The 14,692-nt window shown below is 71.6% G+C and carries 13 protein-coding genes; 9 read left to right on the forward strand and 4 right to left on the reverse strand.

Annotation, left to right across the window (positions count from 1 at the left end; all coding sequences use genetic code 11):
- Positions 1–20: 20 nt before the first annotated feature.
- Both I3F58_RS13645 and I3F58_RS13650 read right to left on the reverse strand, forming a co-directional pair.
- A complete protein-coding gene (locus tag I3F58_RS13645) occupies positions 21–1,250 on the reverse strand; it encodes a DUF349 domain-containing protein (protein WP_240108650.1) in 1,230 nt (409 codons plus the stop codon).
- A gap of 219 nt (positions 1,251–1,469) precedes the next feature.
- Positions 1,470–2,258 carry a peptidylprolyl isomerase gene (locus I3F58_RS13650; protein ID WP_240108651.1) on the reverse strand — a complete coding sequence of 263 codons (789 nt, stop codon included), beginning with the start codon at positions 2,256–2,258 and terminating at the stop codon, positions 1,470–1,472.
- Between the two features lie 146 nt (positions 2,259–2,404).
- Here I3F58_RS13650 and I3F58_RS13655 point away from each other — a divergent pair, with 146 nt between their 5' ends.
- From I3F58_RS13655 to I3F58_RS13670, 4 genes are all read left to right on the forward strand, one after another.
- Positions 2,405–3,112, forward strand: coding sequence for an MBL fold metallo-hydrolase (locus I3F58_RS13655; protein ID WP_240108653.1), 708 nt, complete (start codon positions 2,405–2,407; stop codon positions 3,110–3,112).
- Between the two features lie 11 nt (positions 3,113–3,123).
- Complete coding sequence (gene hisS / locus I3F58_RS13660; protein WP_240108655.1) at positions 3,124–4,386, forward strand: histidine--tRNA ligase; 1,263 nt, start codon at positions 3,124–3,126, stop codon at positions 4,384–4,386.
- A 207-nt stretch (positions 4,387–4,593) separates the two neighbouring features.
- Positions 4,594–5,214 carry a vitamin K epoxide reductase family protein gene (locus I3F58_RS13665; RefSeq protein ID WP_240108656.1) on the forward strand — a complete coding sequence of 207 codons (621 nt, stop codon included), beginning with the start codon at positions 4,594–4,596 and terminating at the stop codon, positions 5,212–5,214.
- A gap of 44 nt (positions 5,215–5,258) precedes the next feature.
- On the forward strand, positions 5,259–6,632 hold the full coding sequence (locus I3F58_RS13670; RefSeq protein ID WP_240108658.1) for a replication-associated recombination protein A: 1,374 nt from the start codon (positions 5,259–5,261) through the stop codon (positions 6,630–6,632).
- 51 nt (positions 6,633–6,683) lie between these two features.
- On the opposite strand, the gene I3F58_RS13675 is transcribed toward I3F58_RS13670, so the two are convergent.
- The gene (locus I3F58_RS13675) at positions 6,684–7,448 is read right to left on the reverse strand and encodes a DUF2470 domain-containing protein (protein ID WP_240108659.1); all 765 of its coding nucleotides are present in this window, start codon (positions 7,446–7,448) and stop codon (positions 6,684–6,686) included.
- Between the two features lie 200 nt (positions 7,449–7,648).
- Here I3F58_RS13675 and rpsD point away from each other — a divergent pair, with 200 nt between their 5' ends.
- The gene (gene rpsD, locus I3F58_RS13680) at positions 7,649–8,263 is read left to right on the forward strand and encodes a 30S ribosomal protein S4 (protein ID WP_240108665.1); all 615 of its coding nucleotides are present in this window, start codon (positions 7,649–7,651) and stop codon (positions 8,261–8,263) included.
- A gap of 60 nt (positions 8,264–8,323) precedes the next feature.
- On the opposite strand, the gene I3F58_RS13685 is transcribed toward rpsD, so the two are convergent.
- On the reverse strand, positions 8,324–10,543 hold the full coding sequence (locus I3F58_RS13685) for a regulator (protein ID WP_240108666.1): 2,220 nt from the start codon (positions 10,541–10,543) through the stop codon (positions 8,324–8,326).
- Positions 10,544–10,702: 159 nt separating this feature from the next.
- On the opposite strand from I3F58_RS13685, the gene I3F58_RS13690 reads away from it, so the two are divergent.
- The 4 genes from I3F58_RS13690 to ruvX are packed head-to-tail and all read left to right on the forward strand — an operon-like array spanning position 10,703 to position 14,632.
- Positions 10,703–11,137, forward strand: a complete 435-nt coding sequence (locus I3F58_RS13690; protein WP_240108668.1) for a DUF948 domain-containing protein — start codon at positions 10,703–10,705, stop codon at positions 11,135–11,137.
- Between the two features lie 8 nt (positions 11,138–11,145).
- On the forward strand, positions 11,146–11,487 hold the full coding sequence (locus I3F58_RS13695) for a DUF6167 family protein (RefSeq protein WP_240108669.1): 342 nt from the start codon (positions 11,146–11,148) through the stop codon (positions 11,485–11,487).
- Positions 11,487–14,156: an alanine--tRNA ligase gene (alaS, locus tag I3F58_RS13700; protein WP_240108670.1), complete on the forward strand. Its 2,670-nt coding sequence runs from the start codon at positions 11,487–11,489 to the stop codon at positions 14,154–14,156. Before I3F58_RS13695 ends, alaS begins: the two co-directional genes overlap by 1 nt.
- 11 nt (positions 14,157–14,167) lie before the next feature.
- Positions 14,168–14,632, forward strand: coding sequence for a Holliday junction resolvase RuvX (gene ruvX / locus I3F58_RS13705; RefSeq protein WP_240108672.1), 465 nt, complete (start codon positions 14,168–14,170; stop codon positions 14,630–14,632).
- The last annotated feature ends 60 nt before the right edge of the window (positions 14,633–14,692 follow it).

The following is a 14,692-nucleotide window of genomic DNA, read 5'->3' on the forward strand; positions in this document are numbered from 1 at the left end:
CGGCGCGAGCCGCGGCGGGTTCAGCCGCCGAACTCCTGCAGGCCCTTCAGGGCCTGCTCCAGCAGCGCCTGGCGGCCCTCCAGCTCACGCGAGAGCTTCTCCGCCTTGGCGTCGTTGCCCGCGGCGCGCGCCGCGTCGATCTGCTTGCGCAGTTTGTCGACGGCCTCCTGGAGCTGGCCCGTCAGACCCGCGGCCCGCGCCCGCGCCTCCGGGTTGGTGCGCCGCCACTCGGTCTCCTCGGCGTCCTGGAGCGCCCGCTCCACCGCGTGCATCCGCCCCTCGACCTTCGGCCGGGCGTCGCGCGGCACATGGCCGATGGCCTCCCAGCGCTCGTTGATGTCCCGGAACGCGGCCCGCGCCGCCTTCAGGTCCGTCACCGGCACCAGCTTCTCGGCCTCGGTGGCCAGCTCCTCCTTCAGCTTGAGGTTCTCCGCCTGCTCCGCGTCCCGCTCCGCGAACACCGAGGCCCGGGCCGCGAAGAACACGTCCTGGGCACCGCGGAAGCGGTTCCACAGCGCGTCCTCGTGCTCGCGCTGCGCACGGCCTGCGGCCTTCCACTCGGCCATCAGCTCGCGGTAGCGCGCCGCCGTCGCACCCCAGTCCGTCGAGTCCTGGAGCGACTCGGCCTCCACGACCAGCCGCTCCTTGATCCGCCGGGCGTCCTCGCGCTGCGCGTCCAGCTGCGCGAAGTGCGCCTTGCGCCGCTTCGAGAACGCCGACCGGGCATGCGAGAACCGGTGCCACAGCTCGTCGTCGGACTTGCGGTCCAGCCGGGGCAGGCCCTTCCAGGTGTCCACCAGGGCCCGCAGCCGCTCACCGGCCGCCCGCCACTGCTCGCTCTGCGCCAGCTGCTCCGCCTCCGCGACCAGCTCCTCCTTGGCGCGCCGCGCCTCCTCGGACTGCCGCGCCTTCTGGGCCTTGCGCTGCTGGCGGCGCGCCTCCACGGTCTCGACGAGCTTGTCGAGCCGCCTGGCGAGCGCGTCGAGATCCCCGACCGCGTGATGCTCGACCACCTGCGTCCGCAGATGGTCGATCGCGGTCATCGCGTCCTTCGCGGACAGGTCGGTCGTCTTCACCCGCCGCTCGAGGAGGCCGATCTCCACAACCAAGCCCTCGTACTTGCGCTCGAAGTAGGCCAGGGCCTCCTCAGGACTGCCCGCCTGCCACGATCCGACGACCTTCTCGCCATCGGCGGTACGCACGTACACGGTGCCCGTCTCGTCGACGCGGCCCCACGGGTCGCTGCTCACGACGCCTCCTCCACATGATGCCGCTGAGGGGGCCGTCGACCCCCTGGGCATCGTCCACAGTTTCCTGGGACGGGCCTCGCCCGCCCTCCACGGCCCGCGTACCGGGTCCGAGGGACCCCGTACGCGCTGCACAACGCCAATCTAGGCGAACGGCCGCCCGGCTGTCCGCACTCAGCGCCACCGAATTGCCCCGCATTCCCGTAGAGGAACGCGGGAGGCTCATTTCCTGGTGACGGTTGCCTTTTCAATGGTCACGGGCTTCTTCGGCCTGCCGTCGCCCGCCGTGCCCTCGGCGCCGCCCTCGGCGACCTCCCGCACGGCCTTCAGGCCCGCCTCGTCCATGGTGCCGAACGGCGTGTAACCGGGTGGCAGCCGACTGTCCTCGTACACCAGGAAGAACTGGCTGCCCGCCGTGTCCGGGCCGCTGTTCGCCATGGCGACGGTCCCGGCCTTGTACGTGACGGTGCCGTCGGTCCCGGCCTTGCCGAGCGCGTCCAGGTTCTCGTCGGGCAGGTCGTAGCCCGGGCCGCCGTAGCCGTCGCCCTGCGGGTCGCCGCACTGCAGCACGGAGATGGGGGCCGGCGCGGTCGTCAGCCGGTGGCACGCGGTGCCGTCGAAGTACTTCTGGTCCGCGAGGTACTGGAACGAGTTCACCGTGCGAGGCGTCTTCGCCGCGTCCATCGCGATCGTGATGTCGCCCCGGTTCGTCCTGAGCTCCATCGTGTACTTCGCCTTCCGGTCGACCGCCATCGACGGCTCGGGCGACGAGGCGGGCCCGCTGGTGGCCGGGTCGGCGCTCGCACCCGCGGCGCCCTCGCCGTCCTTGTCGCCGCCGCTCAGCACGCCCGTCGCGTACGCGCCCGCGCTCGCGGCGAGGGCGACGGTGAGGGCCGCCGCGATCACCGCGTTGCGGCGCTTGGCCTTCCGGCGGGCCTCCTCCTGCCGCTGCCGCTGCCGCTCGAGCTTCTTCCTGGCGAGCTGCCGCCGCCGCTGATCGCTGCTGACCACCGGGTGTCTCTCCTCGTGGGCTCTGGTCGGTTTCGTACCGGGGCTTGTGTGCCCCGTACCGTATACGGGTTGGCCCGGGAAGGAGCAGCGCCGGTACCCTCTGATCTGCTGCATTCTTCCTGCCGGACGACTATCTGAGGACGATCGTGCTTATTGCCGGGTTCCCCGCCGGGGCCTGGGGGACCAACTGCTATCTGGTCGCCCCCGCCACAGGTGAGGAGTGCGTGATCATCGACCCGGGCCACCAGGCCGCCCAGGGGGTCGAGGAGACGCTGAAGAAGCATCGGCTCAAGCCCGTCGCCGTCGTGCTCACGCACGGCCACCTCGACCATGTCGCCTCGGTCGTCCCGGTCTGCGGCGCCCACGACGTGCCCGCCTGGATCCACCCGGCCGACCGCTACATGATGAGCGACCCCGAGAAGGCGCTCGGCCGTTCCATCGGCACGCAGCTCATGGGGGAGCTGACCGTGGGCGAACCGGACGACGTCCACGAGCTGACCGACGGCGCCGCACTGGAGCTGGCCGGTCTGGAGCTGACCGTCGCGCACGCGCCCGGCCATACCAAGGGGTCGGTGACGTTCAGGCTCCCGGAGACCTCGGACATCCCGTCCGTGTTCTTCTCCGGCGACCTGCTCTTCGCCGGCTCCGTCGGACGCACCGACCTGCCCGGCGGTGACATGGACGAGATGCTCGGCTCGCTGGCCCGTGTGTGCCTGCCGCTCGACGACTCGACCGTGGTGCTGTCCGGACACGGCCCCCAGACGACCATCGGCCAGGAGCGCGCCACCAACCCCTATCTGCGGCAGGTGGCCGCCGGCCTCGGGAGCGCCGCCGCTCCCCGACGAGGAATGTGACGAGAGACTTCGTGAACACCTTCAAGGCCCCCAAGGGCACCTACGACCTCCTGCCCCCCGATTCCGCCACCTTCCTGGCCGTGCGCGAGGCGATCGCCGCGCCGCTGCGGAACTCCGGGTACGGCTACATCGAGACGCCCGGCTTCGAGAACATCGAGCTGTTCGCACGTGGTGTGGGCGAGTCCACGGACATCGTGACGAAGGAGATGTACGCCTTCGAGACGAAGGGCGGCGACAGGCTGGCCCTGCGCCCCGAAGGCACGGCGTCCGTGCTGCGTGCCGCCCTGGAGGCCAACCTCCACAAGACCGGCAACCTCCCCGTCAAGCTCTGGTACTCCGGCTCGTACTACCGCTACGAGCGCCCGCAGAAGGGCCGCTACCGCCACTTCTCCCAGGTGGGCGCCGAGGCGATCGGTGCCGAGGACCCGGCGCTCGACGCCGAGCTGATCATCCTGGCCGACCAGGCGTACCGCTCGCTGGGCCTGCGGAACTTCCGCATCCTGCTGAACAGCCTCGGGGACAAGGAGTGCCGCCCCGTCTACCGGGCGGCCCTCCAGGAGTTCCTGCGCGGCCTCGACCTGGACGAGGACACCCGGCGGCGCATCGACATCAACCCCCTGCGCGTCCTCGACGACAAGCGTGCCGAGGTGCAGAAGCAGCTGGACGGCGCCCCGCTGCTCTCGGACTACCTGTGCGACGCCTGCCGGGCGTACCACAAGGAGGTACGCGAGCTGCTGTCGGCGGCGGGTGTCGTGTTCGAGGACGACGTGAAGCTGGTGCGTGGCCTCGACTACTACACGCGGACGACGTTCGAGTTCGTCCACGACGGTCTCGGCTCCCAGTCCGCGGTGGGCGGCGGCGGCCGTTACGACGGCCTGTCCGAGATGATCGGCGGCCCGGCCCTCCCGTCCGTCGGCTGGGCTCTCGGCGTGGACCGCACGGTGCTGGCGCTGGAGGCGGAGGGCGTCGAGCTGGACATCCCGGCGAGCACCAGTGTGTATGCCGTGGCCCTGGGCGACGAGGCCAAGCAGCGCCTGTTCGCGCTGGTGACGGAGCTGCGCAAGGCCGGTGTCGCCACGGACATGGCCTACGGCGGCAAGAGCATGAAGGCCGGCATGAAGAACGCCAACCGCTCCGGTGCCCGTTTCGCGGTGATCGCCGGCGAGCGTGACCTCGCGGAGGGCGTCGTCCAGCTCAAGGACATGGAATCCGGCGGGCAGGAGGCGGTCGCCATGGACGCGGTCGTGACACTGCTGAAGGACAAGCTGGTCTGACCCACGCGCGCGTGGAGACGGAACCGAGGGCGGGCACCCCAGGGTGCCCGCCCTTTCCCGTACCCCTTGGGCCCCCGCCGTGGCCGAAGGTCCCTCCTTATGCCAACCGAACGGCGGAGCAGGCTCCTTGTCCGGCAGAATGACCACGGCTTCGGCCACCCGACAGCAGTCCGCCCACCACTTCACCCACTCGACGGAACGGCCGGTATGACGACGAAAGCAGCAGTTGACGACGTGTCCTCGGGCTCCCGCACCTTCGGTGCGAGCCGGGCGTTCGCCTGGATGCTGGTCGTCACGGGCGCGGCGGGGCTGCTCGCCGCGTGGGTGATCACGATCGACAAGTTCAAGCTGCTGGAGGACCCGGACTTCACCCCGGGCTGCAGCCTTAACCCGGTCGTCTCCTGCGGCAGCATCATGGAGAGCGAGCAGGCCTCGGTGTTCGGCTTCCCGAACCCGATGATCGGCCTGGTCGCCTACTCCGTGGTCATCGCCATCGGTGTGGGGCTGCTGGCCGGCGCACGCTACCGGCGGTGGTACTGGCTCGGTCTGAACGCGGGCACGCTCTTCGGTGTCGGCTTCTGCATGTGGCTGATGTGGCAGTCCCTGTACGTGATCGGCGCCCTGTGCCTGTGGTGCAATCTCGCCTGGGTCGCGACCATCGTCATGTTCTGGTACGTGACCTCGTACAACGTCCGCAACGGGATGCTGCCCGCGCCCGGCTGGCTGCGGCGTTTCCTCGACGAGTTCACCTGGCTCCTGCCCGTCCTGCACATCGGGATCATCGGGATGCTGATCCTGACCCGCTGGTGGGACTTCTGGACCAGCTGACCGGCCCGTCGGGACTGTCGGCGGGCTGGCATAGGCTTCATGCCGTGGAGCCCGACCTTTTCACCGCCGCAGCCGAGGAACGCCAGGAGAAGGACCCGACCAGCAGCCCTCTGGCGGTCCGGATGCGCCCGCGCACCCTGGACGAGGTCGTCGGCCAGCAGCATCTGCTGAAGCCCGGCTCGCCGCTGCGGCGGCTGGTGGGGGAGGGCGGCGGAGGCCCGGCCGGGTCCTCGTCCGTGATCCTGTGGGGCCCGCCCGGCATCGGCAAGACCACGCTCGCGTATGTGGTGTCGAAGGCCACCAACAAGCGGTTCGTGGAACTTTCCGCGATCACGGCGGGGGTGAAGGAGGTCCGGGCCGTCATCGACGGCGCCCGGCGCGCGGCCGGCGGTTTCGGCAAGGAGACCGTCCTGTTCCTGGACGAGATCCACCGCTTCAGCAAGGCACAGCAGGACTCGCTGCTGCCGGCCGTGGAGAACCGCTGGGTGACGCTGATCGCCGCGACGACGGAGAACCCGTACTTCTCGGTGATCTCGCCCCTGCTGTCCCGCTCGCTGCTGCTCACTCTGGAGCCGCTCACCGACGACGACCTGCGCGGGCTGCTGAGGCGCGCACTGGGCGAGGAGCGGGGTCTGGGCGGTGCCGTGGAGCTGCCGCAGGACGCGGAGGCGCATCTGCTGCGGATCGCCGGAGGGGACGCGCGGCGGGCGCTGACCGCGCTGGAGGCGGCGGCCGGGTCGGCCCTCGCGAAGGGCGAACCGGAGATCACGCTCGCCACCCTGGAGGAGACCGTCGACCGGGCGGCCGTGAAGTACGACCGGGCGGGAGACCAGCACTACGACGTGGCGAGCGCGCTGATCAAGTCGATCCGCGGCTCCGACGTGGACGCGGCACTGCACTATCTGGCCCGCATGATCGAGGCGGGGGAGGACCCGCGGTTCATCGCGCGGCGGCTGATGATCTCCGCGAGCGAGGACATCGGGCTCGCGGACCCGACGGCTCTTCCGCTGGCGGTGGCGGCGGCGCAGGCAGTGGCGATGATCGGTTTCCCGGAGGCGGCGCTCACCCTGAGCCACGCCACGATCGCTCTCGCCCTGGCCCCCAAGTCCAACGCGGCGACCACCGCGATCCAGGCGGCCCAGGCGGACGTACGCGCCGGACTGTCCGGCCCGGTCCCGGCGCACCTGCGCGACGGGCACTACCGGGGCGCCGCCGAGCTGGGCCACGCCCGGGGGTATGTGTACCCGCACGACGTGCCGGGCGCGATCGCGGCGCAGCAGTACGCGCCGGACGGCGTCCAGGGCAGGCGCTACTACCAGCCGACCCGCTACGGGGCGGAGGCGCGGTACGCGGACGTGGTGGAGAAGGTCCGCGAGCGCCTCGGCGACGAGGGCACGGGCTCGGCCGCGGCGCGGTGAGGGTACGGCGGGCCGGACCCCGCGGTGCGGGTCCGATCCGCGGGGCGCGCCTCAGCCGTCCCGGGCTTCGCGGTTCCGGCGCCCGGCCGGATCCTGTCCGGAAGCCTCCTCGGCCGCGTCGAACAGGGCCTGCATGGCCCGGCGCAGCCGGGTCACCTCCCGTACCGGCTCCGGGAAGTCGAAGCGCGCGTCGAACACCCCGCCCCCGGCGGCCCGGCAGCGCACCCGCAGCCCGAAACTGTCCAGCGCCAGCGGCACCACCCGTCGCACGGGCGGGTCGGTACGGGCCCGGTCGCGCCCCAGCAGGGAGGCCAGCGCGAGCATCCGGTCGCCGTGCGCGGCGGCCAGGTGCTGGAGCAGTTCCGCCTCGTGCCGCCGCAGCGGGTCGGGCCGGGCGCCGGCGAAAGCCTCGGTGTCGACGGGCCCGGAGCCCCACAGATCGTCCACGTACAGGTCGCCCACCTCCAGGCGCAGCATCATCTGGCCGGGCTCGGCCAGGCCGGGCTGTGAGGTGAGCCACCCGCGGACCCGGGCGCGGGCGCGGATCCGGTGGGGGACGGCGACGGGTGCCACGTCCGTCAGCTCCAGTTCGGCGGGCAGTTCGTCGTCCTGGGCGTGGGTGGCGGCCCGTACGGCGGGGGAGTCGGCCGGGTAGAGCAGCAGGATCTCGCCGTCGCCGCCGACGGTGCGGGCCTCGGGCGACAGCGGGTCGGCCGGGAGCCGGTCGGGGGCGGGGGCGCAGGCCCCGGGGATCAGCAGGGTCGCGGAGCATGTACTCTGTACGAGAGTTCGTGTGCGCTCGGCTGCTGACGGCATCCGGGCGGTTTCAAGTCCGCTGGGACGCGGCTGACCATGAGCTGATCGGACCTCCGTCACACCGGCGCCCTGCTGAGAAGCAGAAGGGGTGTCGTTCTCTGTGCTGCTGTCTGTGATGCGCGTGGTGTTCCCCGGGCGAGACATGCGATCTCCTTGAGTAAGGTGAGCCTAACCTAACCTATTTCGGAGGTCTGGAGAACGTGCCTAACCAGTCGCGTCCCAAGGTCAAGCGGTCTCGCGCGCTCGGTATCGCGCTGACGCCGAAGGCTGTCAAGTACTTCGAGGCCCGCCCGTACCCCCCGGGTGAGCACGGCCGTGGCCGCAAGCAGAACTCGGACTACAAGGTCCGTCTGCTGGAGAAGCAGCGCCTGCGTGCCCAGTACGACATCAGCGAGCGCCAGATGGCCCGCGCCTACGACCGCGCCAAGAAGGCCGAGGGCAAGACGGGCGAGGCCCTGGTGGTCGAGCTGGAGCGTCGTCTCGACGCCCTGGTCCTGCGTTCGGGCATCGCCCGCACCATCTACCAGGCCCGCCAGATGGTCGTCCACGGCCACATCCAGGTCAACGGCCAGAAGGTCGACAAGCCGTCCTTCCGCGTCCGCCCGGACGACGTCGTGATGGTCCGCGAGCGCTCCCGCAGCAAGGCGCTCTTCCAGGTCGCCCGCGAGGGTGGCTTCGCCCCCGACGGCGAGACCCCCCGCTACCTCCAGGTCAACCTGAAGGCCCTGGCCTTCCGCCTGGACCGCGACCCGAACCGCAAGGAGATCCCGGTCATCTGCGACGAGCAGCTCGTCGTCGAGTACTACGCCCGCTGACCCGGGCGCGGTACCGAACCGCGATCCGCTTGCGCGGTGCGCCGAGCACCGCAGCGGCTGTCAGCCCGCCGTCTCCCCGCCCTGCGCGGTGGGGGAGCCGGCGGGCTTTCGCATGTCCGGCAGCCTGCCCTGCCCGCCTCGCGCGCGCTCGCCCTCCGTCCGCGCGGGCGCCCGGCGGGGCCGCACCGACAGAGCCCGCCGCACGGCCGCGTCCAGCGACAGGGAGCGCCCCTCCGAGACGTACTCCTCGAACCGCCGCTGCCCCAGCACCTCCCGGGCGCGCCCCTCGCACAGCCGCCGGGGCGCGCTGAAGTACGCCGACCCGAACAGCGGCGGCCCCACCGCCTCCCACATGCGGCCCGCCGCCCCCTGCAGCACCGCCGCCTCCACCGGGTCGCCCTCGCTCGCCGTCACCAACGCCAGCAGCTCGACCGCCAGCACCAGGCCCACAAGATCGCGGAACGTGTGGTTCACGGTCACGCACTCGTCCAGCAGCTCCCGCGCCTCTCCGTGGTCGCCCCGGGTCCAGGCCGCGTACGCCAGGACGTACAGCGCGTAGGCCCTGGTCCAGCGCTCCCCGCGGTCCTCACAGGTCTCCCGCACCTCCCGGCACAGCTCCACCGCCGTCTCCAGGTCGCCCAGGAACACCTTGACGATCGCCAGCTCCACCTGCCCCATCAGCACCTGGCTGTTGAGTTCCCCCAGCTCCCCGTACGCCGTGAGCGCGCGGCCCAGCAGCTCCTCCGCCCCCGGCATGTCGTCCGACAGCAGCGCCAGACACCCCATCCGGTGCGTCGTGTACGCCGAGGCCAGCGCGTTTCCGGCGAGCGCGGCCCGCTCCCCGCACTCGTGCAGCGCCCCCACCGCCGCCGTGCCGTCCCCCTGCAGGATCGCCACATAGCCCAGCACCCACAGCGCCTTCAGCCGCGCCGACTCGTGGTCCGCGCGCCGCTCGGAGTCCGGCTGCCCCGGCTCCGCCGCCAGCGCCCGGTCCAGCCAGTGCCGCCCCTCCGCGAGCCGCCCGCAGCCCACCCAGTAGAACCACAGCGTCCCCGCCAGATGCTGCGCCAGACGGGCCTCGCCCGGCATCTCCAGGCACAGTTCGAGCGCCGCCCGCAGATTCGGGAGCGCGCTGTCCGCGCAGGCGGCGACCTCCGCCTGCCGGGGGCTGAACCACTCCAGTTCGCACCAGGTCGCCAGACCCATGTACCAGTCCCGGTGCCGCCTGCGCAGCCGCTGCGCGTCGCCCAGCGCCGCCAGCCACTCCGCCCCGTACGCCGCGACCGTGTCCAGCACCCGGTACCGCGGCCCCGCCGGGGTCTGCTCCCGCACCACCACCGACTGGGCGATCAGCTCGCCGAGCACATCCAGCACCCGCTCCGGCGGCAGGTCCGGCCCCGTGCACACGTACTCCACGGCCTCCAGGTCGAACGGCCCCGCGAAGACCGAGAGCCGCGCCCACAGCAGACGCTCCTCCGGCGTGCACAGCTCATGGCTCCAGCCGATCGCCGTCCGCAGCGTCTGATGGCGGGCCGCCGCACCCCGGCTGCCGTGGGTCAGCAGCCGGAACCGGTCGTCCAGCCGGTGCAGCAGTTGTTCCAGGCTCAGCGCCGGAAGCCGCCCCGCGGCCAGCTCCAGCGCCAGCGGAATCCCGTCCAGGCGCCGGCACACCTCCCGTACCGGGGCCGGATCCGTCACCGTGAACCCGGGGCACGTCGCCACCGCCCGGTCGGTGAACAGCCGCACCGCGTCCTCGTCCGGCATCGGGGCCAGTGCCAGCACGGCCTCCCCGTCCACCCGCAGCGGACGCCGCCCGGCCGCCAGCACGGTCAGCCCCGGAGTGCTGCGCAGCAGCCGGTGCACCAGGTCGGCGCACGCGTCCACCAGGTGCTCGAACCCGTCCAGCACCAGCAGCGCGCTGCGGCCCGCCAGGTGCTCCACCAGGACCTCGCGCGGCGGCCGGCTCGTCTGGTCGGTCAGCCCCAGGGACTTCACCAGGGCGTGGTCCACCAGGCCCGGGTCACGCAGGGCGGCCAGTTCCGCCAGCCACACCCCGTCGCAGTAGCGTTTCTGCGACCCGCAGGCCTCGTCCGACCCGCAGGCCTCGTCCGACCCGTGCGCCTCGCGCGCCGCTCTCACCACGAGCCGGGACTTGCCGACCCCGCCCACCCCGACCACCGTCACCAGCCGGAACTCCCGCAGCAGCCGGTCCAGTTCCGCTCTTTCCGGGGCGCGTCCGACGAACCGGGTCAGCTCGGCAGGGAGATTGCTCCGTCGCATGGGACACGGAGCGTACCGACCACGCTGCGCTCCGTACAAACGAGGCCGGTCTGTCGCCGCTAATCCGGTTCGGAGCGCCACCACCGGCGCGATAGGCTCGGAGAACGTATTCCGGGTATCGCAACCCGACGTGCTTCGACCAACAGAGAGCGGTGCGCAGTGACCGGTGGAGAGGTTGCCGGGATCCTGGTGGCCGTCTTCTGGGCGATCCTGGTGTCCTTCCTGGCCGTGGTGCTGGTGAGGCTCGCCCAGACGCTCAGGGCGACCACCCGGCTCGTGGCGGATGTGACCGAGCAGGCGGTTCCCCTGCTGGCCGATGCCTCCGCGACCGTGCGCTCCGCGCAGAACCAGCTCGACCGCGTCGACGCCATCGCCTCGGACGTGCAGGAGGTCACCTCCAACGCGTCCGCTCTCTCCAGCACCGTCGCGTCCACCTTCGGGGGCCCGCTCGTCAAGGTCGCCGCATTCGGTTACGGCGTCCGCCGGGCACTCGGCGGCGACCGCGGCGACAAGCCCGACCGCCCCTCGCGGCGTACCGTCATCGTCGGCCGCACGGTGCCCAAGGCACGTCGCGGCCGGAACCTGAAGGGCTGAGGCGTCACATGTTCCGCCGAGCGTTCTGGTTCACCGCCGGCGCCGCCGCCGGTGTGTGGGCCACCAACAAGGTCCACCGCAAGCTGAAGCAGCTCACCCCCGAGAGCCTCGCCGCCCAGGCCGCCGACAAGGCGGTCGAGGCGGGCCACCGGCTCAAGGACTTCGCACTCGACGTCCGGGCGGGAATGCTCCAGCGCGAGGCGGAGCTGGAACAGGCACTCGGCCTGGAGGCTCCCGAGGACCCGGCCCTCCCGGCACCCCGCCGGTCCGCGCTCGGCCCGGCCGCCGCACCCGTACACCGGGACCGCACCTACCCCACCCACCCGTACAACCGGAATGAGGACCACTGATGGAGTCGGCTGAAATCCGCCGCCGCTGGCTGAGCTTCTTCGAGGAGCGCGGGCACACCGTCGTGCCTTCGGCGTCGCTCATCGCGGACGACCCGACTCTCCTCCTCGTCCCCGCGGGCATGGTCCCGTTCAAGCCGTACTTCCTCGGCGAGGTCAAGCCGCCGTTCGCGCGCGCCGCCAGCGTCCAGAAGTGCGTCCGCACCCCGGACATCGAAGAGGTCGGCAAGACCACCCGGCACGGCACGTTCTTCCAGATGTGCGGCAACTTCTCCTTCGGGGACTACTTCAAGGAAGGCGCCATCAAGCTCGCCTGGGAGCTGCTCACCGGCTCCGTCGAGCACGGTGGCTACGGCCTCGACCCGGAGCGGCTCTGGATCACCGTCTACCAGGACGACGACGAGGCCGAGCAGATCTGGCGCGACGTCGTCGGCGTCCCCGCCGAGCGCATCCAGCGCCTAGGCAAGAAGGACAACTTCTGGTCCATGGGCGTCCCCGGCCCCTGCGGCCCCTGCTCCGAGATCAACTACGACCGCGGCCCCGAGTTCGGCGTCGAGGGCGGCCCCGCCGTCAACGACGAGCGGTACGTCGAGATCTGGAACCTCGTCTTCATGCAGTACGAGCGGGGCAGGGGCATCGGCAAGGAGGACTTCGAGATCCTCGGGGACCTGCCGAGCAAGAACATCGACACGGGCCTCGGCATGGAACGCCTGGCGATGATCCTCCAGGGCGTCAGGAACATGTACGAGACCGACACCCTGAAGGTCGTCATCGACCAGGCCACCGAGCTCACCGGTGTCCGCTACGGCCAGGCCGACGACTCCGACGTCTCCCTGCGCGTGGTCGCGGACCACATGCGCACCTCCGTCATGCTGATCGGTGACGGTGTCACCCCCGGCAACGAGGGCCGCGGCTACGTCCTGCGGCGCATCATGCGCCGTGCCATCCGCAACATGCGCCTGCTCGGCGCCACCGGCCCGGTCGTCGGCCGGCTCGTCGACACGGTCATCACCACGATGGGTGAGCAGTACCCGGAACTGGAGACCGACCGCAAGCGCATCGAGGCCGTCGCCCTCGCGGAGGAGACCCGCTTCCTCAAGACGCTCAACGCCGGGACCAACGTCCTGGACGGCGCCGTCGCCGAGGCCAAGCAGTCCGGCTCCAGCGTCCTCGCCGGCGACAAGGCGTTCCTGCTCCACGACACCTGGGGCTTCCCCATCGACCTCACCCTCGAGATGGCCGCCGAGCAGGGCCTGAGCGTGGACGAGGACGGCTTCCGCCGCCTGATGAAGGAGCAGCGGGAGCGGGCCAAGGCCGACGCCCAGGCCAAGAAGACCGGCCACGCCGACGTCACCGCCTACCGCGAGATCGCGGACGGCTCCGGGGCCACCGAGTTCACCGGCTACACCAACACGGAGGGCGAGACGACCGTCGTCGGCCTCCTCGTCAACGGCGTGCCCTCCCCGGCCGCCTCCGAGGGTGACGACGTCGAGGTCGTCCTCGACCGGACCCCGTTCTACGCCGAGGGCGGCGGCCAGCTCGCCGACCAGGGCCGGATCAAGCTGCACAGCGGCGCCGTGATCCAGATCCGCGACGTCCAGCAGCCCGTGCCCGGCGTGTCCGTGCACAAGGGCTCCGTCCAGGTCGGTGAGGTCACCGTGGGCGCCACCGCCTACGCCACCATCGACGTCACACGCCGCCGGGCCATCGCCCGCGCCCACAGCGCCACCCACCTCACCCACCAGGCGCTGCGCGACGCCCTCGGCCCGACGGCCGCCCAGGCCGGCTCCGAGAACTCGCCGGGACGCTTCCGCTTCGACTTCGGAGCCCCGTCTGCCGTTCCCGGCACGGTGCTCACCGACGTCGAGCAGAAGATCAACGAGGTACTGGCCCGCGAACTCGACGTGCACGCCGAGGTCATGCCGATCGACGAGGCCAAGCGGCAGGGTGCCATCGCGGAGTTCGGGGAGAAGTACGGCGAGCAGGTCCGCGTCGTCACCATCGGGGACTTCTCCAAGGAGCTGTGCGGCGGCACGCACGTGCACAACACCGCCCAGCTCGGCCTGGTGAAGCTGCTGGGCGAGTCCTCCATCGGCTCCGGTGTGCGCCGTATCGAGGCCCTGGTCGGCGTCGACGCCTACAACTTCCTCGCCAAGGAGCACACGGTCGTCGCGCAGCTCCAGGAGCTGGTCAAGGGCCGTCCCGAGGAACTGCCGGAGAAGATCTCCGGCATGCTCGGCAAGCTGAAGGACGCCGAGAAGGAGATCGAGAAGTTCCGCGCCGAGAAGGTCCTCCAGGCCGCCGCCGGACTGGCCGAGTCGGCCCGTGACGTGCACGGGGTCGCCCTGGTCACCGGCCAGGTCCCGGACGGCACCGGCGCCGACGACCTGCGCAGGCTGGTCCTGGATGTGCGCGGCCGCATCCCGGCGAGCCGCCCGGCCGTCGTCGCCCTGTTCACCACGGCCAACGGCCGCCCGCTGACCGTGATCGCCACCAACGAGACCGCCCGCGAGCGCGGCCTCAAGGCCGGCGACCTGGTCCGCACCGCCGCCAAGACCCTCGGCGGCGGCGGTGGCGGCAAGCCGGACGTCGCCCAGGGCGGCGGCCAGAACCCGGAGGCCGTCGGGGACGCCATCGCGGCCGTCGAGCGCCTGGTCTCCGAGTCCGCCTGATGGGTGGGGCCATGAGACGCGGACGCCGGCTGGCGATCGATGTCGGGGACGCCCGGATCGGGGTCGCCTCGTGCGACCCCGACGGGCTCCTCGCCACCCCCGTGGAGACCGTGCCGGGACGGGACGTCCCGGCCGCCCACCGGCGCCTGCGGCAGCTCGTGGAGGAGTACGAGCCGCTGGAGGTCGTCGTCGGACTGCCCCGCTCGCTCAGCGGGCGGGAGGGTCCGGCCGCCGCCAAGGTCCGCGTCTTCGCCCGCGAGCTGGCCCGGGGCATCGTCCCCGTCCCCGTACGCCTGGTCGACGAGCGCATGACCACGGTGTCCGCGAGCCAGGGGCTGCGCGCCTCCGGAGTGAAGTCCAAGAAGGGCCGCTCGGTCATCGACCAGGCAGCCGCTGTGATCATCCTTCAGAACGCTCTTGAGTCCGAACGGGTATCGGGTAATCCACCCGGCGAGGGCGTCGAAGTGGTCATCTGATCGCGATACGGTAACGTTCCGCGCAATGCGGTGGCGTTCGAACAGCTGCCGTACGACGTA

It is taken from the genome of Streptomyces sp. MUM 203J, from assembly GCF_022414595.1.
Lineage (GTDB): Bacteria > Actinomycetota > Actinomycetes > Streptomycetales > Streptomycetaceae > Streptomyces.